The sequence below is a fragment of the Rhodococcus sp. NBC_00294 genome (genome assembly GCF_036163995.1).
GTDB lineage: Bacteria > Actinomycetota > Actinomycetes > Mycobacteriales > Mycobacteriaceae > Rhodococcoides.
Genome location: NZ_CP108043.1, coordinates 358,879 through 378,232, shown reverse-complemented (window position 1 = coordinate 378,232; position 19,354 = coordinate 358,879). Strand labels below are relative to the sequence as shown.

The window sequence follows — 19,354 nt, the reverse complement described above, 5'->3', positions numbered from 1 at the left end:
CGAGATCGAGGTGGCATACCGCTGTTGTGCCCGGTGCGGGAGGTGGCAGCGCGAGATCGGGCAGACGGGCCGATTTGCCGACCATCCAGATGAGAAGCCGTGGGACCGTGAGCCCGACCTCGGCAGCCATTTCTCCGACTGAAACCTCAGGCCTGGCGAGCATAGGCTGCAGATGTCAAGCGGCGCTTTCCGCACTCGATGCGGCATTTATGACTGCCGGGATCTTGTACGCGTGCGCGAGCTTGTGAAAGACGTCCTGGTTTGCCCTGTCAAGTCCACAACGTTGAGATTCAAATTGACCAAGCTCCGAAGCGCCGCCTGTCCAATTGGGACCGGCTGAACTTCGTCATCAGCGCGATCTACAGTCCACCGGGGGCCGTCAAGGCCTTCCGAATGACGTAGACCAGTGCCTTCAATGCTCCCATGTTTGACTCGATCCAAGGTTACCGATTGGCAACGCCGTGAAGACCTAGACCAGTTGTGCCTTTTCGTTTTCTGGCCCGGGTGTTCTGGGGTCCAGCAGATGCTCGTTGGCCGTCTGCCGTGGGGCGTATCGTCACGCGCCGCGCCAGACACAGAGATAGGACCGGAGCCAGTCTTCTCCAGCGCCTGTGAATTGTCTCCAACTGAGCGCAAACTGATTGGTCCGGTTACCATCATCGGCATCCCAGTCGGCAGTGGAGTCGGCTGACGCTGCGCCCGGGAGATCCAGATGACTGCCCTCGACGTCCCACCCCCCGTTGCCACGCGTCGACGTCGCACGAAGAAGGCGAAAAGCTCAGCCCGGCTGGACATTCAAGGCTTGCGCACCGTCGCGGTGATGCTCGTGGTCCTCGATCATCTTTACGGGTGGCCTCGTGGCGGGTTCGTCGGCGTGGACGTCTTCTTCGTCATCTCCGGTTTCCTCATCACCGGGCTATTACTGCGCGAGTTCGACCGGACAGGCCGCATCTCGTTCGTGAAGTTCTACGAACGCCGCGTGCGCCGCATCGTCCCCGTCGCGACGCTCGTACTGGTGCTGACGTGCCTGGCGTCCTATGCAGCGTTCTCTGTCACTCGAGCGAGCGGAATCCGCACCGACGCGGTGTGGGCGCTCCTCTTCGCCGCCAACTGGCGCTTCGGGTCCGTGGGGACCGACTACTTCGCATCGGACACGCCGCCGTCGCCGCTACAGCACTACTGGTCGCTGTCCATTGAAGAGCAGTTCTACTTTGTCTGGCCGGCCCTCATCCTGATCATCGGCCTCGTCGTCGCCCGACGCTCCTGGTCCTCGGCCGTCAGGCGCAACCTCACCGCTGCGGTCATGGGAACGATCGTCGTCGCGTCGTTTGCCTGGGCGCTGACGGAATCCGCGAACAACCCGACCTGGGCGTACTTCTCGACGTTCACCCGCGTCTGGGAACTCGGACTCGGCGCACTGGTCGCGATCTGCGCAGGAGCATTCGCCAAGATCCCGGCAACCGCGCGCCCCTTCATCGCCTGGACAGGACTTCTGGCCATCGCGGGCGGGGCGCTGCTCATCACTGAGAACGCAGGATTTCCGGCGCCCGCAGCCGCGATCCCCGTCCTCGGCACAGCGGTCGTCATCGCAGCAGGTGTCGGAGGCGAGACCAAGTACCTACAGCCCATCACGAACAAGGTCAGCGTCTACGTCGGTGACATCTCGTACTCGGTGTACCTGTGGCACTGGCCAATCATCATCCTTCTCGGATCTCAGATGGAAGTCGGCGGCTACTACTACGTCGCGGCACTGGCACTGACCTTCGGGCTGTCCGTCGGTTCGTATCACCTGTTCGAGGACCCGATCAGGAAGTCGTCATGGCCGCGACTCGCGCCGGCGAAGCGCAAGCCAAGGTCGAGCAACAAAAGCAAGAGCAGTTCGCAACGGAAACCCATGGCCCGCAGCACCCAGCTCGCGTCAGTCGGCGCAGCCGTACTCGTGACCGTCGGTCTCGCGTCGTACGCGATCCGCCCGGCAGAGCCCGCAGCGGTTCTGCCGGACAATGTCGTCGCCAGTGCCGTGTCCGAGATCGACAGCCCTAGCGCTGGTGCGACCGTCGGCCCCGAACAGGCCGCGCTCACCCAGGAGATCAACGATGCGGCCACCGCTCAGCAGTGGCCGGAATTGAGCCCTTCGATGGACGAGGCGATGGCCCGCGAGACGCTGCGGCCGGAGGTCGGGAAGTGCGGTATCGTCACTGCCGGCATCACTACCACCGGGTGCGTCTACGGCGACCCGAGCGCGCCGATCAGCACCGTCCTGGTCGGTGATTCCACCGCGCAGGCATACGGCCAGGGGCTGATCAAGATGGCCAACGACAGTGGCGGGCAGATGTCGGTGCGACTGTTCGCGACCTCGGGTTGCAGTTTCCTCGACGCGGACATCAAGGCTCCGAATGAAGCTATCCAGACAGGATGCCCGGGGCGCAACGCGAAGGCGATCGCCGCCATCAACGAGCTTCGGCCGTCGATCGTGTTCGTGACGAACTCGTACAATCCGAGGGCGTTCATGTCGACGAGCGAGCAACAGTCTCAGGAGCAACGCGCCGAGAGCTTGTCGCGGTTCGTGACTCAGTTCTCCCCGAACGTGGGCAAGGTGGTGTTCCTGTCCCCGATCCCGCTGCACAAAGACGTGAACGAGTGCTACACCCCGCAGAGTGTCCCGGCTGACTGCCTCGGCCAGGTCCCCACAAAGTACAAGCAGATGGCCGCAGTCGACGACCAGGTCGCCACACAGGTCGGAGGACTGCGGGCCGACGCACTGCCCTGGTACTGCACCTCGACCGGCTACTGCCCTGCCTTCGTGGGAACCCTGCCGACGAAGGTGGACTCCGCGCACACCAGCCCTGAGTACGCGGAGCGGATCGCGCCCGTGATGGGCGAGTACCTCAGCAACATTGGAGTATTGCGATAGGGGACAGCTCCATTTGCGGCGTCAGGAACACCGTCACTTCGAGATTGAGGCCCGCCGTCGTCCAGTCGCTCGGTGAGTTGATGTCCACGCCGACCTGCTCGCGTACTGCGAGGCAGAACCCTCAGCCGCGCGTCGCCTTCCGTCTCAGCTCGGTGCACGTCTTCCCCTCGGCATAGCACGGACTCGCCCGCGGTGTGAGCGGTGCTCGGCTGCCAAAGCGGTGCATATGTAATCTGCCGTGCACGAAGGCGCGGGCGTCTGCGGTTGGGGCACACGGCCGTCCGTGTAAATGTTCTTTCAGAGACCCACATTTATTCCTGAGTTCCCGCATTTTGAGCCGACACGCCTGACGCCCAAGGTCATGGCCGGCGCAACGAGCGCGTCGACGTGCACCCGTGCACAGAACCTGTATTCGTGCGTGTGCGTCATGGACTACCTGTTAGGGGTCTGTTTCTCTCGATAGCGAGGCGACACGGCGTCGCCACGAATCGGGGGATCAGATGAAGCTCGCACGAACACTCGTCATCGCAGTAGCTGTCGGTTCGTGCGCGACCGTCGGCACGGGGTCGGCAGCGGCGACCGAGGTGACCGATCCGGTGCAGGGATTCGCTGAGTCGTGGGAGTTCGCGGTGGACGAGTGCTCTTCCGGCATGCTCTCCGGCGCTCTGAGCGGCGCCAGCGTTGGCGGGATGTTGGGCGCCGCAGGCGGCCCGCTGGGCGTTGCGGTCGGTGCGGCCGTCGGTGGCTTTGTCGGCGAGGTCGGTGGGGGCGAGACGTCCTGCGAGGAGCGGGTGATCTCGGGTCGGGCGGTGCCAGAACCCGCGAGCGGCACGAAAGGACACAAAGGGAGTGGACGCCGGTGACTCGATTCGGGCCGGGCACCATGGCAGTCCTCGCGGTGCTGTTGCTCTGCACTTCACTGGGGCTGATGATCTGCGGCGGGTCGCCGGCCATGGTGTGGTGCTCGAGCATCTCCACGGTCATCGCGGCGGCGCTCGCGATGACCGGGGGCGGGCGGGGTGGCGAACGCACCTGACGTCGGGTGTCATTCATTCGATCTACTCGGCACGCAAACTGGGGGTGAAACCGTCGAAAAGGTTGGTTCGAGGTGGTTTGGCCGGTTCTGGGATGCTTTAATGAGAACAGCAAGTGAACTGTCGGCGTCGTCCGACCCCCTCGTCCCGGAATGGCTGCGCTGCTCTAAACCTGCGGTGGTGTCAGCACTTTCGCTGCCCCACATCAGGAGACCCCTGTGGCTCGTCATGTCGCCATCCTCGGCACCCGCGGATACCCCAGCTACTACGGCGGGTTCGAGACTCTCGTGCGGACTCTCGCTCCGTACCTGGCAGATACGGGCTGGGACGTCTCGGTGTACAGCCGACCCGGCGCGACCGTCGACGATGACCCGGCCCGTGACCTGCGTATCCAGTCGATCGTCTCTCGCGGTCTCGACACTCAGTCGTTGAGCACGTTGAGCTTCGGTGCCACATCGGCGCTGTCCACGGTCCGTCGTCGGCCTGACGTGGCGTTGATCATGAATGTCGCCAATGGCTTCTGGTTGCCGTTCCTGAGAGCAGCGCGCATTCCGACGGTCGTCAACGTCGACGGCATCGAGTGGGAGCGTGAGAAGTGGGGGGCGAACGCTCGGCGTGCTTTCCGGCTCGGAGCCAAGCTCACCGCGACCCACGGGACATCCCTGATCTTCGACTCGGTGGGCATCGCGGACCGGTGGCAAACCGGATTCGGCCGGGACGGGACGACCATTGCTTACGGCGGGACCGTTCCCGGTGTGCTCGATGTGCCCTTAGGGCTCACCTCGGGCAAGTATGCGCTACTGGTCTCACGTTTCGTTCCGGAGAACACCGTCGACGAGTTTCTCGAGGCAGCGTCGGTGATCGCCGAGAAGCACGATGTGGTGTTGGTGGGCAGCTCGGGATACGGCGGTGAACTGGATGCCAAGGCGGAGAAGCTGGCTGCGGAGAACACCCGCGTTCGCTGGCTAGGCCATGTGCACGACGACCAGCAGTTGTTCGCGCTGTGGCGCCACGCCGGCGCGTACTTCCACGGACACAGTGTGGGGGGCACCAACCCGGCTCTCGTGCAGGCCATGGCATGCGGTGCCCCCACCGTCGCTCGAGACACCGTGTTCAATCGCGAGGTGCTGGGCGATAACGCGGTGTTCGTGCCGCCCACCGCTCCGGAGATCGCTGCAGCTGTCACGGCACTGCTGGAGGCGCCGACGGTTCAGCAGCGGCTCGGCGCTGGAGCTGAGGAGCGAGCCCGACACCACTACTCGTGGGATTCCATCTGCGAGCAGTACGACACTCTGCTCCGACGTCACCTGCCACGGGAGATAACTGGACCCAGGATTTCAGCCGTCGGATCCGGCACCACGCCTCGATCCCATACCGTCCGCACTCGTGTCACTGCGGATCGCCCCGCCGTAGGTGCGCCCACAGCAACAGCCCTGTGATGACTCCGCCGGCGCTCAGACAGTAGGGCGCCGTCCAGGAGGCTGCAGAGTTCAACGCCAGAACAGCGGCGAGAACGCCGAGGCCGCAGGACATCTCAAGTGCGCGTAGCCCGAACACGAAACGTGACCGGCGGCGCGCGGTGGCAAGACTCGTCATCGGCAGGGTTGCGGCGAAGACGGTGGTGTACAGCGCCCATCCGAGTACAGCACGAACGTCGACATCGAACTCGCCGCCCGTGAGTAAGCGGGACAACGGCTCGGTCAATGCGACGGCGGTGCCGCCGACCGCGATGACGGCTCCGCCGAGAACCGCCGCGCCACGCACAGCGTCGCGAGACCGGGGCGGTCGGCCCGACGTGTTCCTGGACGCGAAGGTGCTGAGGAAATAGGAACCGGACCCGTTGGCCACGGTCAACGCGGGTGCCAGCAACAACCGTGCGGCCTCGACGCCGGCCAGTGCTGTCGCACCACCGAACGATCCCACAAGGACACGGGACACCAGAAGTGAGAACGGACGAACACCTGCCTGCAACGATCGCCACGCTGCGAATCCCGCGACGTCCCTGACAGCTGCATCACGGATGCCCGGATTCCGTAATTCCTCTCGCGGTTGGCGCATCGCGCCCAGCACGGCTGCCCCGATGTACCCGATCGCCATGGCGCAGAAAAGTTGTGTGAGAGTCAGGCGGCCTCCGAGGAGCGCGATCGCTGTGAGTGTCGCCAGCGTGACGGCTGCACCCACTGCGTCGTTGCTCGCGAGCGCCCAGAAAGCCGTGCGAGCCGAATAGATGCGTCTGACGCTTTCGTTGAGCACCCAGGCGGCAGCGACGGTCGCCGCTGCTGCGGTCTCGCGCCCGTCGAGAAAGACGTTTCCGAACACGGCGACGGCGCCGCTCACCATCGCGCCGCCGAGAATCAGAGACCGTAGAAGGGCCGCGCGAATGCGAGGATCGAATCTGTCCAACACGGTCAGTGCGTCGCCGAACCAGCTCGTGTACAGAGCTATTCCGAGAACGAGAGCACCGTAGATCAGAACGAAGTGACTGAAGCCCTCGGCGCCGAGGAAGCGGGCAGCGACGGCTTGGAGTACGAGACTTGCACCGGCCAGCACGAACTGCGTGACCACTGCTCCGCCCGCCGAGGACGCGACCCTGCTCAGCCGGACGCGACGAGCAGCCTTGGCGGTGTCAGGCTGCAACGGCGAAGTCCACGTCCAAAAGATCGGCAACCGCATCGACGACCTCCCGGTGGTAGCGCTCGAGGGAGAAGCGTCGGGTGGCGTCGCTGAGGGCTGACGTCGTCATGGCCGTCGCGGCCGTCCAGTCCGAGGTGAGCGCGACGACAGCGTCGGCAAGGTCTCGACTGTTCCCCGGTTCGACCAGAAGGCCCGTGCGACCATGATCGACGATCTCCAGAAGACCTTCGGTGGCGGATGCGATGACAGGGCGACCACTCAACATCGCCTCCACTGCAACGTTTCCGAATGGTTCTAGCCTCGACGGGACCAGGGCGATGTCAGCCGACGCGAGGCTGTCCCACACATCGGTGCGGTGGCCTGCGAACGTCACGTTGGCACCAGCGCTCGAGCGCACCCGACGTTCGAATGCCTCGTTGCCGGCGAACGAGTCGCCGACCACTGTGAGGTGGACGTGAAGACCACGATCGGTGAGCAACTGTGCCGCACGGACCGCGACATCGGTGCCCTTGCGCTCAGAGATCCTTCCCACCTGAACGAGGCGTACGGGCGAGCTGAGACTCTCACGCACTGCGGTGGAACTGCTCGGTCCGACCACACCGTTGTAGATGACGCGGCTCCGCGGCATCGTGACTGTGGAGGCGCTCGTGTGGGAGTTGAACACCACCGAGTCCGCGCACCTGAGCGGTGCGAAGAAGGTGCTGCGCACGAGTGAGTTCCGGATGAACTCGGCCTCGTGAACATGACACAGCGTCGGAACACCGGCGGCGCGGCCGGCCATGGTCCACAACGGAAGGACGATGGTGTTGACGTACAGCGCGTCGACCCGGTAGCGGCGCAGCACGTCGATCATCGGTCGGACGGCGAGTGCGCCCGAGCTCATGAACCGAGCGAAACCTCTGGGCCGCAATGAGTCCCGGCGGAGTACCGGGACCGGTACGACCTCCACCTCGGCCCCTTCACTCTCCAGAGCGGTGACCAGCGGCCCGGTGGTCGGCAGCGCCACGACCACCCGATGACGACGCAGAAGGGCACGCGCCGACTCGAGAAGCATCCGGTCCGAGCCGTACAACTCGGCTGACGGGTGCGCGAGCAGAACCGTGGTCATGCCTGCGCCGCGCGTTCGATGGAGTCGCTCGCATCCAGAACAAGGTTGAGTGCGCGCCTCAACATCGTGCTGGACGTGTGCACCGTGTAGGGGAAGTAGACGACTTCCACTCCGACGGTAGCGAAATCGCGTTCGAGTCGATCACCGCGCGGAGTGCCGCGCCAGTCGTCGCCCTTGAAGATCCTGTCGAACCGTACGGACTTCCATGTGTCGAGCTTGTCCGGGACGACCTCCTCGAACACCTCGTCGACGTAGGAGATGTGCGAGACGATCTCGAGTCGCTCGGCAGCGGGGACGAACGGCCGCTGACCCTTGGCCAGTTCGCACATCTCGTCGGAGACCACGCCGGCGACCAGGTGATCGCACTGGCTGCGGGCGTGTTTGAGGATGTTGAGGTGTCCGACGTGGAACAGGTCGTAGACCCCCGGGGCGTACCCGACGATTCCGTGGCGCATGAGGGTTTCTCCAGCATTGGGCGAAGTCGGCGATTGCTTCGACGCGAAGAACAGGTGAAACAAAGGTTATCATCTACCGAACAGTCTGTATCGACCTCAGAACGGAACATCTCATGCACGACGCCGGCCCTTCTCCGTACCGGTCTGCGCTGGACCGTCTGCGGGCCGCTCAGAAACCCGCCCGCGGAACCGCCGCCTACTCGCGGCTCGTCAACCGGCCGGTGGGCCGACGCGTGGCGGCGTACGCCAGCACCGTCGGCATGACACCTGACCAGGCAACGGGTCTCAGTGCTCTGTGTTCAGGGGTGGGCATCGCGATGATCGCGCTGGTGCAGCCGAGATGGTGGGTCGGCATCGTCGTGGGGCTTGCCCTGATGGCCGGCTACGTCATGGACTCCGTGGACGGCCAGCTGGCCCGACTCGCCGGCCGAGGGTCGGTCCGCGGCGAATGGTTGGATCACACGGTCGACTGCATCAAGACACTGACTCTCCACTCGGCCGTTCTCGTCGCGTGGTTTCGCTGGTCGCCCTTCGACAGCAGTGCGGCACTGCTGATTCCGCTCGGCTACACCATCGTCGCGTCCACGACATTCTTCGGCTGGATTCTGATGTGGTCGCTCCGAGCCAAGAATCCGTCGGCGCCGTCGGCTCCGGTCGACGGCGACCGGGAGCATCCCCTCCGCATGTACTTGATGCTCCCGACCGACTACGGCGCACTGTGCGTCGCGTTTCTCCTGCTGGGCTTCCCCTCGGTGTTCGCAGTCGTCTACAGCTTCTTCTTCGTCGCCGCAGCGGCCGCACTGGCGCTAGCGCTGGTGAAGTGGTGGCGTGAGCTGACGGTGGTGGATTCGGAACGTTCCGGTATCTCGGGATGACCCTCGGTTCAGTCTCCGGGGCGGGCATCGAGGACTGGGCTGCCCCGACCACTCCGGGAAGTCGCTTCCCCGCCCTGACGACCCACCTCCCACGCAAGCTGTGGATTCCGCTCCTCCTCCTGGTGATCGCATCCATTCCATGGCGCCGCGGGGTCTATTTCTCGGGCGGCCTCGACACCGTGGTGCTCTTGAAGGCAGCGATCACCGTGATCGCTGCCGCGATAGCGCTGCCGACCGCGCGTGTCACTCACCGGCGAGTTCCGGCCGCACCGTTCCTTCTCCTGGGGCTCTACCTGTTCGCTTCCGCGGTCGGGGCGTCGATGTACGGCGATCTCGTCCCCAGTCTCGCGTTGGTGCTCCGAGTGGGTCTCGCGGCGGTGGTCGTCCACTCGTTGTTGACGTCGTTCCACCCGTTCGACGTGATCGCCGCTCTCACCCGCGTGATGTTGGCCGTGGGCCTGTTCGCCGCCCTCACCGGCCTGCCGACACTCGTCTCGGGGCGGCTCTCCGGTGGGGTGCCGCCCATCGCGCCCAACGAAATCGCGATTCTGTGCGGCGTTCCGTTCATCGTGTTGTTCTGGCGGGCTGTCTATGTCGAGCGCACCGCCGGCCTCGTACTGCTGACAGCAACGCTCGCGGGCATCGTCTTCGCGACCGCGTCGCGTACCGGCATCGCGTTGTTGGTGGCGTCGTCGGTGCTCGCCCTCGTCCGCGCTCGGCACGTTCGCGCGACCGTCATGGTGGCGGCGTTCGCCAGCCTTCCGTTGCTCTTCTACGTCGTCTTCTACACCGATGCGGTAGCCGGATTCCTTGATCGAGGCGGTACGGGAAACACTGCGACATTGAACTCCCGCACCATCGCGTGGAGTGCGGCCGTCGATCTTGCACGAGAGCCCTTGCAGCATCTTCTGGGTGCCGGGATGTCCCGCAAGATCATTCCGGTGAGCGGTCAGTACTGGTCGAGTCAGACTCTCGACAGCACGTGGGTGTCCACGCTCGTGCAGGCGGGGTATATCGGACTGCTTCTCCTGGTGGGGTTGATCGTGTTCGGCGCATCCGCCGCGGTGGCCACCGTGCGTCCAGTGTCGGTGCTGCTCGTGGTCCTCCTCGTCTTCTCCGTCGGTCGCAGCATCCTCGAGAGCGGAATGATGGATGCCAGTTCCGGGTTCCTGACCTTCTTCGTCGTGGTCGCGGCGGCGGGCGCCCATCAAATGCAGCGGAACGTCGACGACCCCGTCGAGAACGGTCGATCGACTCCGACTCGATGACCCGGCCCGGGGGGTGCAGAATGTTCAGTCGTGCGATTACTGGGTCGTCTTCTCAGCTGGGTGCGGTCACGATCCGCACATCTGGCCCGACGTGACCATGCGTACACCTGCACGTGCGCGTCGTGCCGTTACACGCGTGACTGACCAGGTCAACCGGGTCCGCGTGTGTGCGACAGCGTCGCCGGACGTGTCCGGTTCTTGCGATCTACCGGCCGATCCATCACCATTCCACAGTGTCCGAAGCCTCCGCTGACCCCCGCATCACCGTCGTCGTACCCACGTACAACGAGCGCGAGAACCTTCCCAAGCTGGTCGGAATGCTCACCGACCTGCAAATGAAGAACCTCGGCGTCCTCGTGGTCGACGACGGATCGCCGGACGGGACGGGCGACGTGGCGGACGGGCTCACCACCTCCGCCGCCATCCCGGTGAGTGTTCTGCATCGCACCACCAAGGACGGGCTGGGCCGCGCGTACGTCGCCGGCATCCTGCGCGCGCTGGAGGAGGGGGCGGACATCGTCGTGCAGATGGACGCCGATCTCTCCCACCCGTGCGAGGCCATTCCACGCATGGTGCAGCGCCTGGAGGAGTCGGACGCCGCCGTGGTGCTCGGATCGCGCTACGTGCCGGGCGGCGCCGTCGCCGAGGACTGGCCGTGGCACCGCAAGGCGCTGTCGAAGTGGGCCAACCTGTACGTCAACGCGATCCTGCGGTTGAAGGTCAAGGATGCGACGGCCGGCTTCAAGGCCTGGCGCGCGTCGACGCTGCGCACCATCGACGTCGCGTCCGTCGGCAGCAACGGCTACGCCTTCCAGGTGGAGATGAACTACCGCGTCATCAAGCACGGGCTGCGCATCGCCGAGGTGCCCATCCGCTTCGAGGAGCGCGTCGACGGCACCTCCAAGATGAGCCTCGCGGTGCAGCTCGAGTCCGCCGCCGTCCCGTGGAAGCTGCTCCGCAGCGGCATCGGAAAGTAGGAGGCGCATTCCGCGTCCGGGACACAGAGCGTGGGACACTGGGTGCGAGGCGCACCGGGCGTCCGGAGGAGGTTCGCTCGTGGATTCCATGCCCGACGACCCCACCCGTGACGACGATCGTCGTGGGTCCTCACGTGACGGTGCATCCTCGTTCACCGGTATCCGCCACGTCACCGAGACGTCGGTGCGGCTGACGGGTGTCGACGGGGCCGCGGTCGCGCTTCTCGGCACCTCACACGACGTGCGCGAACTCGTCTTCGCCACCGACGCCCTCTCACAGCAGCTCGACGAACTGCAGTTCACCGTCGGCGAAGGCCCGTGCATCGACGCGCATCACTCCGCAGAGCCGGTGCGGGTGGGCGACATCCGCTCGCCCGATTCCGCGGCCCGCTGGCCCATCTTCGGACAGGGCGCGGCCACGCTGGGCGCTCGCGGGATGTACGCCTACCCGCTGCTGGGTGGCGCGTCGTCGTTCGGCGTCCTGGAGCTCTACCGCTCGACGCCCGTGGACCTGACCGACGTCGAGCACGACGCGGCCCGCATGTGCGCTGTCGCGATCGCGCGTACGGTGCTCGGGCACTACGTGAACCCGGACGACACCGACGACGCGGCGGCCACCCCGGAGGATGCTCTGGCATCGGAGGACGTCGCCGCCATCGAGGGCGCCGGCCCGTACAGCCGCGCCGACGTCTACGTGGCGGCGGGCATGATCGCGGTGCAACTGGCCGTGACCACCGATGTGGCGATGGACCGTCTGCGCGCGCACGCCTTCGCGCGAGGGCGCAGCGTCACCGAGGTCGCCGCCGACGTCGTGGCCCGTCGGATCAGCATGAGAGACGAACGAGACAACGGAGGTCCCCGGTGAACACGACGCCCACTCGGCTCGCCCTCGCCGACATCACCGCCGCGCTGGTCACTCGCTTCGACCTGCCCGCCCTCCTCGAGCGTATCGCGGGCACCGCACTCACCGGGTTCGACGCACACATCGCCGTCATCTCCCTGCTGGACGGCGATGCCCTGCATACCGTGGCCACCGCCAGTGTCGGCAGTGCGGCCGCCGACGAGCGGCTCTTCACGTCCGGCCCCGTCCGCACCAGTGCCCGGGAAACGGCCGTGGCCATGATCGGCGATGCCTCGGCGGCGGGAAGCAGCCGGTGGGAGCAGTACCGCGCAATCGCCGAGGAGAGCGGCGTCGGCGCCGTGCGGGCGTATCCGGTCGTCGCCCTGGGCGTCGGACTCGGCGCCCTGGCCGTCTACACCGCCGAGCCGTGGGGGACCCAGCGTCCGGACGAGCTGGGGCAGATGCTCGCCGACCTGACGGCGTTGGCCCTCACCACCGGAGCGTCGGAGATACGACGCGTCGACGCGTCGGCCGCCGTGCAGGCAGTGCTCAGCGGCGCGGCCACCATCTCGGGTGCGACCGGTGTGTTGGCCGAATTCTTCGACGACTCCACGTCGGCGGCACGCACTCGGCTGTCCCGCCTGGCGCGGGCGCACGGCACCACGGACAGCGAGCACGCCGCCGCGATCATCGCCGCGCAGAACGTCGCGCCGGCGAACATCGGATCATCGGAGCTGATCTACCTGCCGACGAGTCCGGTGCCGCCCCGGCGCTTCGACTCCTGACCTACTTCTTGGTGATGGCGGCGCTGACGGCGTCGGGCCCGTCGTAGCTGTCGTCGGGCATGGACGACAGTGCGTCGACCACGTCGTCGTCCGCGCCGTTGCTCTTCGCGAGATCGGCCAGGTCTTTCGGCGACGCCGGGTAGTCGGCGCCGGCCAGGTGCTTCTGCAGTTCGATCGGATTGACGGCCATGGGACGGTCCTCTCGTCGTCGGGTGATGGCTCGCGTGCGAGCTACCCGAGGAGAGGGACGGCAAACCGTGCGGACGTCAGTCCGCGTAGACCACCACGGTATTGCGGCCCGCGGCCTTGGCTCGATACATGGCGATGTCCGCGAGGTGCATGCCGTGGTTGACGGTCGACGCGATCGGGGCCGCCGTCATTCGCGTGGTGTCGAGACACGAGACCCCGATGCTCACCGTCACCGGGATGAGGTCGGACGCGTCGGACAGCGCGAGCCGGATCGATTCGGCGAGAGCGTGCAGACCGGTGGACTGCGCGTCGAGCACCACGAGGAACTCCTCGCCGCCGCGTCGGGCGACCACTGCCCGGTCACCCAGGTGATCGCGCAGGCGCTGCGCGGCGAGCGCGAGCACCCCGTCGCCCGCGATGTGCCCGTGATGATCGTTGACCCACTTGAAGTGATCGAGGTCGACGAGCAGGAATCCCACCTGTGACCGTCCGCGGAGCTGCCGCTTCGCCTGCACCTCCAGGCCGCGCAGGTTGAGCAGTCCCGTCAGCGGGTCGGTCCGGGCGCTGTCGATCTGACGCTCGAGGTGCCGGTGCAAGGACATCGAGGTGGTGCTGACGATGGACATGGTCGCGTTGACCGCCAGCCAGATGCTCGTCGCCGCGGCGATGGTGGCCATCGCGCCGATCGGTTGCTCGCGCAGGACCAGTGCTGTCATCCAGCCGATCACGACGGTGGTCAGCACCAGGTGCACCACCACGGTGGCGCGTCCGCCGAAGAAGGCGACGTACGAGCTGATGACCGCGAACAGGGCACACCCGGCGAGACCCAGAGCGTGACTGCTGCACAGCAGGAGGAAGGTAGACGTCCCCACGTCGGCGTAGACGGTGAAGGCCAGAGCGACGGCGCGCTGGGTGCGCGCCCGGCGCCACCAGGTGAACGACTTGCGAGCGGTGGCGACGATTGCCGCCACGGGAAGAGTGGACAGCAGAACGGCGATGGCAGCGATACGCGGGGCGCCGGCGGCCGGGCCGGCGGCGCTGAACATCGTCAGGATGCCGGGGAGGGCGAACGTCGGGATCAGCACAGCGATACGGCGACGCACGACGTCGGTCAAGGGCGCCCGGGACCGAACACGACTGCGGCCGCCGGAACCTGGGCGTATCACCTGTCGGACGGTATCAGCGTGGAACCTGCGTCGAGGGGTGGTTGCGCGCTTCCGTCGGGCCCGATCCCTGTTTTGCGCACACGTAACAGGAGTGGAATCAGGAATTGTCGTTCTCGCGCGCAAGTCTTTCGATCAGCGGCCGGGTGCGATAGGGAATCGCTTCGCGCATCACGACGGAGACCGTCGTGCGTTCGACTCCGGGAACCGCGAGAATGAGCCCGGCGACGCGATACAGATCGTCGGCGTCCGCGGCGGAGACGCCGATCTGCAGATCTGCTCCGCCCGAGACGCCGACCACCTCGGTCACCTCGGCGATGTCCCGCAGTCGATCGATGACCGCTTCGAGGCGGTGTTGGTCCGTCACTGCGCCCACGTACGCGCGGAGGGGATACCCCAGGTCCCGAGGGGAGACGAGCCGGTCCATCGGCGCGAGGGTATGTGAGTCGTCCCAACGAGAGAGTCTGGCCTGAACCGTGTTTCGCGCCAGTCCGAGAACCGAGGCGAGGTGGACTCCGGTGGCGCGAGGGATGTCGCAGAGCACGAGCAACAGGCGAGCATCGGTGCGGTCGAGCTTGGTCACGTGGTGAACTGTGCCACACGGCGAGCGGAGCAGCCCGAAGTATGCAGTGCTCACGAACTTGATCGTGATTTTAAAAATCGGTGTTTCTCACATTTATCGCGTAAAAACCGGAGCGGGGCTTTCGCCCCGTTCCCGAGATGCCCGATGGTCACGACATGGTTAAGGTGAGTCCAGAAGTTTGCCCCAGATGTGTGGTCCGGGTGCTCGGTCCGGCCGTCATCGATGTGAGGAGTCGTCTCGGTGGAGATATCTGATTACGTGAGAATTCTCCGCGCGCGGTGGATCGTGATTGTTCTGACCACGGTGATCGCCGCAGCGGCGTCGCTGGTGTTCTCACTCGTGTCCACGCCCGTCTACGAGGCGTGCACCCGCCTCTACGTCTCCACCGGCTCGTCGTCGTCCTCGGTGACCGAGGTGTACCAGGGCAACCTGGCGTCGCAGCAGCGCGTCGCCTCCTACACGCAGCTCCTCGGCGGCGAGAGTGTCGCGCAGCGCACCATCGACAGCCTCGGCCTCTCCATGAGCCCGTCGGCACTGGCGTCGAAGGTCCGCACCACGTCGTCGCCCGACACCGTGCTGATCGACACGTGCGTGTCCGACGCCAGTGCGACGACCGCGCGCGATCTCGCCAACGGCATCGGCACCACGTTCGTGGACTTCGTCGACGACCTCGAGACGCCTCCCGGCGGCGGCGCTCCGCTGGCCCAGGTCAGCGTCGTCGAGCCGGCACAGGTTCCCACCGGCCCGATCTCGCCGAAGACCACGCGCAACCTCGCTCTCGGTGTGGCCGTCGGACTGCTGCTCGGTATCGCGCTCGCCGTGATCCGCGACCGGCTCGACAACACCATCAAGGACCGCACCGCGCTCGCCGACCTCTCGGGCGTTCCCGTCGTCGGCGTCGTGCCCTTCGACAAGACCATCAAGGAGGAGGCAGCGCTCTCCTTCGCCGAATCGTCCTCCGGCACTGCCGAGGCCTTCCGCGAACTGCGCACCAACCTCCAGTTCCTCGAGGTGGACTCGCCGCCGCGCGTCATCGTCGTGACGTCCGCCGTGCCCGCCGAGGGCAAGACCACCACGGCCGTCAACCTCGCGCTGGTCCTCGCCGAGGCCGGCCACCACGTGGCTCTCATCGAGGGCGACCTCCGTCGGCCCCGCGTCTCCAAGTACCTCGGCCTGGTCGGGTCGGTCGGCTTCTCCACCGTGCTGTCGGGGCAGGCGGGCGTGGAGGAAGTGTTGCAGCCGACCAAGTTCCACGGTGTCGACGTGCTCGCCTCCGGACCGTTGCCGCCCAACCCGTCCGAGCTGCTCGGGTCCGAGGCGGCGCGCACCGTCATGGACACGCTCCGCGCGAGCTTCGACTACGTCGTCGTCGATGCACCGCCGTTGCTCCCCGTCACCGACGCGTCGGTCATCACGGCGCATGCCGACGGCGCCATCGTCGTGGCGCGCCACGGCCACACCAAGCGGGACGAACTCACCCGTGCACTGGGCAACCTGACGCAGGTGGGTGCCCCGATCCTGGGCGTCATCCTCACGATGGCCCCGTCGCGCGGCAAGCGGGACTACGACTACCGCCACTACTACGAGACCGACACCACGGTCGCTCGTCAGGACGCTCCGTCCGCCGCCGTGCGGCCGGCAGCGCCGGTCGTGGTGCCCGAGCCCGCACCGGAGCCCACTCCGGAACCCGTCCCCGAGGCCTACCCCGCGCCCCGCTACGAGCCCACCCGGAGCCATGGCGGCCGAGCTGCCCGGCGTCAGGCCGAGAACGCGAACGGCAACGGCAACGGCAATGGCAACGGGTACGAGGCCGAGCAGGTTCCGAGTCGGTCGACGATGCGTCCGCCGCCTCGCCGTCCGTATCAGTCCTGACAGGGGTGGGTGCTCGGACCCGCACCGCGTGAACGACGAAAGCCGCAGACCAGGGGTCTGCGGCTTTGTCATCAGGCGACGGTGCCCGCCAGTGCGCCTCTCGGCAGGTGGCCGCTCGAAGCGGCTGATGGTTGGTACCCGGGGCAGTGGGATCGAACACCGTCGGCCTCTTCAACGGCACCCGTGGCCGGAGTATCCCGGGTGTGTCAGGCTGCCGATCCCCATTCCGGATCGTGGTGCGCGGGCGTCTCACGGCTGTCACGCTCGCTGCGGCGGACCCGGTCGGCTTCGTCCTCGATCTCGGCGTTGTGCAGCGAAGAACCGATCCAGACGCCGAGAACGACGGCCATCAGAATCCAGACGGCCACGATGCCGACGATCACCCACCCCATCGGCCGAGTGTCACATGTAACCAAGCATTCAGGCGCAGTTTGGTTACGTTTCACAGGTTCGTGCACGTTTGCCAGCCGAGGCAGTCACGCAAGTCCGTGATGATGCCGTCACTGCCGGGCGATCGCCTTCTCGGGGTTCATTCGATCGAATGAAAGATCGAACGAATGATTGAATTACGCCCTTGGTGTGAAAAATGCTGCGCTACAGTCGATTTGCGCCGTTCGCGATGACCGGTATGCGGGGGTGCAGTCTGGTACGACCACGCGGCGCGTGACGGAAGGCCAATGATGACCTCTCGAACATTCGCGAAGCCCACTCTCTACGCTGCTTCCGTACCGCTTGCTCTCGGTGCGCTGCTCTTCGGAGCATCGACCGCGTCAGCAGCGCCGGTGACGGCCCAGTTCGACGTCCAGGCGGCAGTGGAGGGTTTCCAGGACTCCGGCGTCGTCGCCACGGCGGCGGGCACCACCACCATCACCGCGACCGGTACCGCGTTCTTCGCCGACGACCCGCGTACGACCACCACTCCGGACGGCGCGTACGGCCTGTGCGGCGACACCTGTGTGTTGCCGGATCAACAGATCGGCGCTCTCGTCGTGACGGTGGGTGACGGCGCTCCGACCTTCGTCGGTTCCGGACCGACCGTGGTCACCGGTGTGGGTGCAGTTCGATTCGCCTACAACGACGCGGCGGGTGCCGGCAGCTACGCCGACAACACGGGTTCCTACGCCGTCACCATCGCCTACGACAATGGCATCACCCCCGAGCCCCAGCCCGAGCCCGAGCAGCCGGACTGCCTCGACCTCGGTTTCGTGTGCATCCCGCTCTCCGCCTTCGGATCCTGACATCTGACCGATCGCGCTGACACGAAGCCCCCTCGTTCCGCCCGGCGAGGGGGCTTCACTCAGTGGTGCAGCAGCGTTCTCGCCTAGCCTTGACCCATGTCCTGGACGGTGCGCCTCGCGCTGGTGATGGCGTCCCTCGTGGTCGCCGGCACCGTGGGACTCGGCGCCTCGGGATATGTGCTGTTCACCCGTGCAGCAGAGGATCCGGTGACGTCCGTCGACGCCATCATCGTGCTGGGTGGTGAGCACGACGGGCGCGAGGAGTACGGCCTCGACCTCGCCCGTTCCGGAGTCGCCGACACGGTCGTCCTGTCCGATCCCTACAACTCGCGGGATCGGCGCATGGCAGCGTGGTGCGCGTCCGGCACCTCGACCCTGACGGTGCTGTGCCCCGCGCCGGTGCCGAGCACCACGCGAGGCGAAGCGATCTTCACGCAACGCCTGGCGCAGCAGTACGGATGGTCGCACGTCATGGTGATCAGCTGGCGGTATCACCTTCCGCGCGCGAGATACATCTTCGGACGGTGCTTCTCGGGTGAGGTCACCATGCGGGCCGTTCCTCGGTCGTATGCCTTCTCGCTGGCCGACTGGGAGTACACCTACCTCTACCAGGTCGCCGGCTTCGTCAAGGCTCGCGCGCAGGGCACGTGCGCCGACGTCTCTCAGCGCAGCTTGCGATAGAGCGTCACACCGAAACGTAGGGACAGGTAGCCGAGCACGGCAGCGGCCGCACCGGCCAGCACGTTCGCGCCGATCCCGAGAACGATGGTGCGCACCCGGCCGGGGCCGGTCGTCGTACTCGCCTGCAGGCCCAGGGCAGTGAACGGTGCTGCCGCCCCGGCGAATCCGAGCAACGCGGCGGCCCACGGCGTGTTCCAGCCGCCGGCGTAGTGCGCACCCATCGCGGCCACCACCCCGTACAGCGCGGACGCGGCGACGTTGGCCGCCAGCACCATTCGCTGGGGTGCCCTCGACATCGAGGTGGCTACGTAGTGGACCACCGTGCCCAGTGTTCCGCCGACGACGAAGGCCACGGCGGAGCTCATCGGCGCACGATCGAGGCGGTGAGAAGAGCGCCCGCAGCCATCGCCGCGAGAGCGACGACGGGTGTGACCACCAGGAAGACGACGCCGATCCACGCGGTCGACAACGCGGATCCCACCACCGCGTACAGGGAGAAGCTGGCGAAGCCGCCGCAGAGTCCGATCGCGAAGACACGGAGCGGGTTCGTGGGGGATCGCGTCGTCGCTCCCAGGACGAGACCCAGTGCGAGACAGCCGATCACGAGCGTCGCGGCGACGGTGACGCGAAGTCCGGCCGCGGGGACGGCATCCGACAGAACGGCGTGACGGCCGGCCGACCCGATCGCCCCACCCAGCGCGACGAGCACCACGTCAGTGACCGGGGGACGCGGCACT

Annotated in this window: 21 protein-coding genes; 12 read left to right on the top strand and 9 right to left on the bottom strand. The window is 66.4% G+C overall.

Annotated features, from left to right (window positions below):
- Nucleotides 1-802: 802 nt before the first annotated feature.
- The 4 genes from OHB23_RS01710 (at nt 803) to OHB23_RS01695 (ending at nt 5,387) form a co-directional block, all read left to right on the top strand.
- Nucleotides 803-2,914: an acyltransferase family protein gene (locus OHB23_RS01710; RefSeq protein ID WP_328810721.1), complete on the top strand. Its 2,112-nt coding sequence runs from the start codon at nt 803-805 to the stop codon at nt 2,912-2,914.
- Between the two features lie 500 nt (nt 2,915-3,414).
- Nucleotides 3,415-3,777 carry a hypothetical protein gene (locus tag OHB23_RS01705; protein ID WP_328810720.1) on the top strand — a complete coding sequence of 121 codons (363 nt, stop codon included), beginning with the start codon at nt 3,415-3,417 and terminating at the stop codon, nt 3,775-3,777.
- Entirely contained in the window at nt 3,774-3,950 is a 177-nt protein-coding gene (locus OHB23_RS01700; protein WP_328810719.1) for a hypothetical protein, read from the top strand. The genes OHB23_RS01705 and OHB23_RS01700 overlap by 4 nt, the downstream gene beginning before the upstream one ends.
- Before the next feature lie 216 nt (nt 3,951-4,166).
- Nucleotides 4,167-5,387 (top strand): glycosyltransferase, encoded by a 1,221-nt coding sequence (locus OHB23_RS01695; RefSeq protein WP_328810718.1) that lies wholly within the window; start codon nt 4,167-4,169, stop codon nt 5,385-5,387.
- Here OHB23_RS01695 and OHB23_RS01690 read toward each other — a convergent pair.
- Genes OHB23_RS01690 through OHB23_RS01680 form a run of 3 tightly spaced genes read right to left on the bottom strand, consistent with a single transcriptional unit; the run spans nt 5,338 to nt 8,145 of the window.
- Nucleotides 5,338-6,585, bottom strand: a complete 1,248-nt coding sequence (locus tag OHB23_RS01690) for a hypothetical protein (protein WP_328810717.1) — start codon at nt 6,583-6,585, stop codon at nt 5,338-5,340. The two genes, OHB23_RS01695 and OHB23_RS01690, sit on opposite strands and share 50 nt — an antisense overlap.
- A complete protein-coding gene (locus OHB23_RS01685; RefSeq protein ID WP_328810716.1) occupies nt 6,575-7,690 on the bottom strand; it encodes a glycosyltransferase in 1,116 nt (371 codons plus the stop codon). Before OHB23_RS01685 ends, OHB23_RS01690 begins: the two co-directional genes overlap by 11 nt.
- Nucleotides 7,687-8,145: an adenylyltransferase/cytidyltransferase family protein gene (locus OHB23_RS01680; protein WP_204869891.1), complete on the bottom strand. Its 459-nt coding sequence runs from the start codon at nt 8,143-8,145 to the stop codon at nt 7,687-7,689. Before OHB23_RS01680 ends, OHB23_RS01685 begins: the two co-directional genes overlap by 4 nt.
- A gap of 113 nt (nt 8,146-8,258) precedes the next feature.
- On the opposite strand from OHB23_RS01680, the gene OHB23_RS01675 reads away from it, so the two are divergent.
- The 5 genes from OHB23_RS01675 (at nt 8,259) to OHB23_RS01655 (ending at nt 12,891) form a co-directional block, all read left to right on the top strand.
- Complete coding sequence (locus tag OHB23_RS01675) at nt 8,259-9,020, top strand: CDP-alcohol phosphatidyltransferase family protein (RefSeq protein ID WP_328810715.1); 762 nt, start codon at nt 8,259-8,261, stop codon at nt 9,018-9,020.
- Entirely contained in the window at nt 9,017-10,288 is a 1,272-nt protein-coding gene (locus OHB23_RS01670; RefSeq protein WP_328810714.1) for an O-antigen ligase family protein, read from the top strand. The genes OHB23_RS01675 and OHB23_RS01670 overlap by 4 nt, the downstream gene beginning before the upstream one ends.
- Nucleotides 10,289-10,521: 233 nt before the next feature.
- A complete protein-coding gene (locus OHB23_RS01665) occupies nt 10,522-11,265 on the top strand; it encodes a polyprenol monophosphomannose synthase (RefSeq protein ID WP_204869894.1) in 744 nt (247 codons plus the stop codon).
- Between the two features lie 88 nt (nt 11,266-11,353).
- On the top strand, nt 11,354-12,130 hold the full coding sequence (locus OHB23_RS01660; protein ID WP_328811704.1) for a GAF and ANTAR domain-containing protein: 777 nt from the start codon (nt 11,354-11,356) through the stop codon (nt 12,128-12,130).
- The gene (locus tag OHB23_RS01655) at nt 12,127-12,891 is read left to right on the top strand and encodes a GAF domain-containing protein (protein ID WP_328810713.1); all 765 of its coding nucleotides are present in this window, start codon (nt 12,127-12,129) and stop codon (nt 12,889-12,891) included. The genes OHB23_RS01660 and OHB23_RS01655 overlap by 4 nt, the downstream gene beginning before the upstream one ends.
- 1 nt (nt 12,892) lies before the next feature.
- On the opposite strand, the gene OHB23_RS01650 is transcribed toward OHB23_RS01655, so the two are convergent.
- From OHB23_RS01650 to OHB23_RS01640, 3 genes are all read right to left on the bottom strand, one after another.
- Complete coding sequence (locus OHB23_RS01650; protein WP_056443925.1) at nt 12,893-13,081, bottom strand: DUF2795 domain-containing protein; 189 nt, start codon at nt 13,079-13,081, stop codon at nt 12,893-12,895.
- 76 nt (nt 13,082-13,157) lie between these two features.
- Nucleotides 13,158-14,195, bottom strand: coding sequence for a GGDEF domain-containing protein (locus OHB23_RS01645; protein WP_328810712.1), 1,038 nt, complete (start codon nt 14,193-14,195; stop codon nt 13,158-13,160).
- A 148-nt stretch (nt 14,196-14,343) separates the two neighbouring features.
- Nucleotides 14,344-14,826 carry an Lrp/AsnC family transcriptional regulator gene (locus tag OHB23_RS01640; RefSeq protein ID WP_328810711.1) on the bottom strand — a complete coding sequence of 161 codons (483 nt, stop codon included), beginning with the start codon at nt 14,824-14,826 and terminating at the stop codon, nt 14,344-14,346.
- 285 nt (nt 14,827-15,111) lie between these two features.
- Here OHB23_RS01640 and OHB23_RS01635 point away from each other — a divergent pair, with 285 nt between their 5' ends.
- Nucleotides 15,112-16,698 carry a polysaccharide biosynthesis tyrosine autokinase gene (locus tag OHB23_RS01635; RefSeq protein ID WP_442973009.1) on the top strand — a complete coding sequence of 529 codons (1,587 nt, stop codon included), beginning with the start codon at nt 15,112-15,114 and terminating at the stop codon, nt 16,696-16,698.
- A gap of 206 nt (nt 16,699-16,904) precedes the next feature.
- Here the strand turns inward: OHB23_RS01635 and OHB23_RS01630 are convergent, their stop codons facing one another.
- Complete coding sequence (locus tag OHB23_RS01630) at nt 16,905-17,090, bottom strand: hypothetical protein (RefSeq protein WP_027506979.1); 186 nt, start codon at nt 17,088-17,090, stop codon at nt 16,905-16,907.
- Between the two features lie 285 nt (nt 17,091-17,375).
- Between OHB23_RS01630 and OHB23_RS01625 the strand changes: the two genes are divergently transcribed.
- The gene (locus OHB23_RS01625) at nt 17,376-17,936 is read left to right on the top strand and encodes a LecA/PA-IL family lectin (protein ID WP_328810709.1); all 561 of its coding nucleotides are present in this window, start codon (nt 17,376-17,378) and stop codon (nt 17,934-17,936) included.
- 96 nt (nt 17,937-18,032) lie between these two features.
- Nucleotides 18,033-18,617 (top strand): YdcF family protein, encoded by a 585-nt coding sequence (locus OHB23_RS01620; protein ID WP_328810708.1) that lies wholly within the window; start codon nt 18,033-18,035, stop codon nt 18,615-18,617.
- Here the strand turns inward: OHB23_RS01620 and OHB23_RS01615 are convergent.
- The gene (locus OHB23_RS01615; protein WP_037186944.1) at nt 18,599-18,982 is read right to left on the bottom strand and encodes a hypothetical protein; all 384 of its coding nucleotides are present in this window, start codon (nt 18,980-18,982) and stop codon (nt 18,599-18,601) included. The genes OHB23_RS01620 and OHB23_RS01615 overlap by 19 nt on opposite strands.
- Nucleotides 18,979-19,353, bottom strand: a complete 375-nt coding sequence (locus OHB23_RS01610; protein WP_328810707.1) for a CrcB family protein — start codon at nt 19,351-19,353, stop codon at nt 18,979-18,981. Before OHB23_RS01610 ends, OHB23_RS01615 begins: the two co-directional genes overlap by 4 nt.
- Nucleotide 19,354: the final 1 nt, after the last annotated feature.

Coding starts and splice junctions, on each gene's coding strand:
- OHB23_RS01705 (WP_328810720.1), top strand. CDS start 3,415: ATGAAGCTCGCACGAACACTCGTCATCGCAGTAGCTGTCGGTTCGTGC.
- OHB23_RS01685 (WP_328810716.1), bottom strand. CDS start 7,690: ATGACCACGGTTCTGCTCGCGCACCCGTCAGCCGAGTTGTACGGCTCG.
- OHB23_RS01680 (WP_204869891.1), bottom strand. CDS start 8,145: ATGCGCCACGGAATCGTCGGGTACGCCCCGGGGGTCTACGACCTGTTC.
- OHB23_RS01675 (WP_328810715.1), top strand. CDS start 8,259: ATGCACGACGCCGGCCCTTCTCCGTACCGGTCTGCGCTGGACCGTCTG.
- OHB23_RS01670 (WP_328810714.1), top strand. CDS start 9,017: ATGACCCTCGGTTCAGTCTCCGGGGCGGGCATCGAGGACTGGGCTGCC.
- OHB23_RS01660 (WP_328811704.1), top strand. CDS start 11,354: ATGCCCGACGACCCCACCCGTGACGACGATCGTCGTGGGTCCTCACGT.
- OHB23_RS01650 (WP_056443925.1), bottom strand. CDS start 13,081: ATGGCCGTCAATCCGATCGAACTGCAGAAGCACCTGGCCGGCGCCGAC.
- OHB23_RS01630 (WP_027506979.1), bottom strand. CDS start 17,090: ATGGGGTGGGTGATCGTCGGCATCGTGGCCGTCTGGATTCTGATGGCC.
- OHB23_RS01625 (WP_328810709.1), top strand. CDS start 17,376: ATGATGACCTCTCGAACATTCGCGAAGCCCACTCTCTACGCTGCTTCC.
- OHB23_RS01620 (WP_328810708.1), top strand. CDS start 18,033: ATGTCCTGGACGGTGCGCCTCGCGCTGGTGATGGCGTCCCTCGTGGTC.
- OHB23_RS01615 (WP_037186944.1), bottom strand. CDS start 18,982: ATGAGCTCCGCCGTGGCCTTCGTCGTCGGCGGAACACTGGGCACGGTG.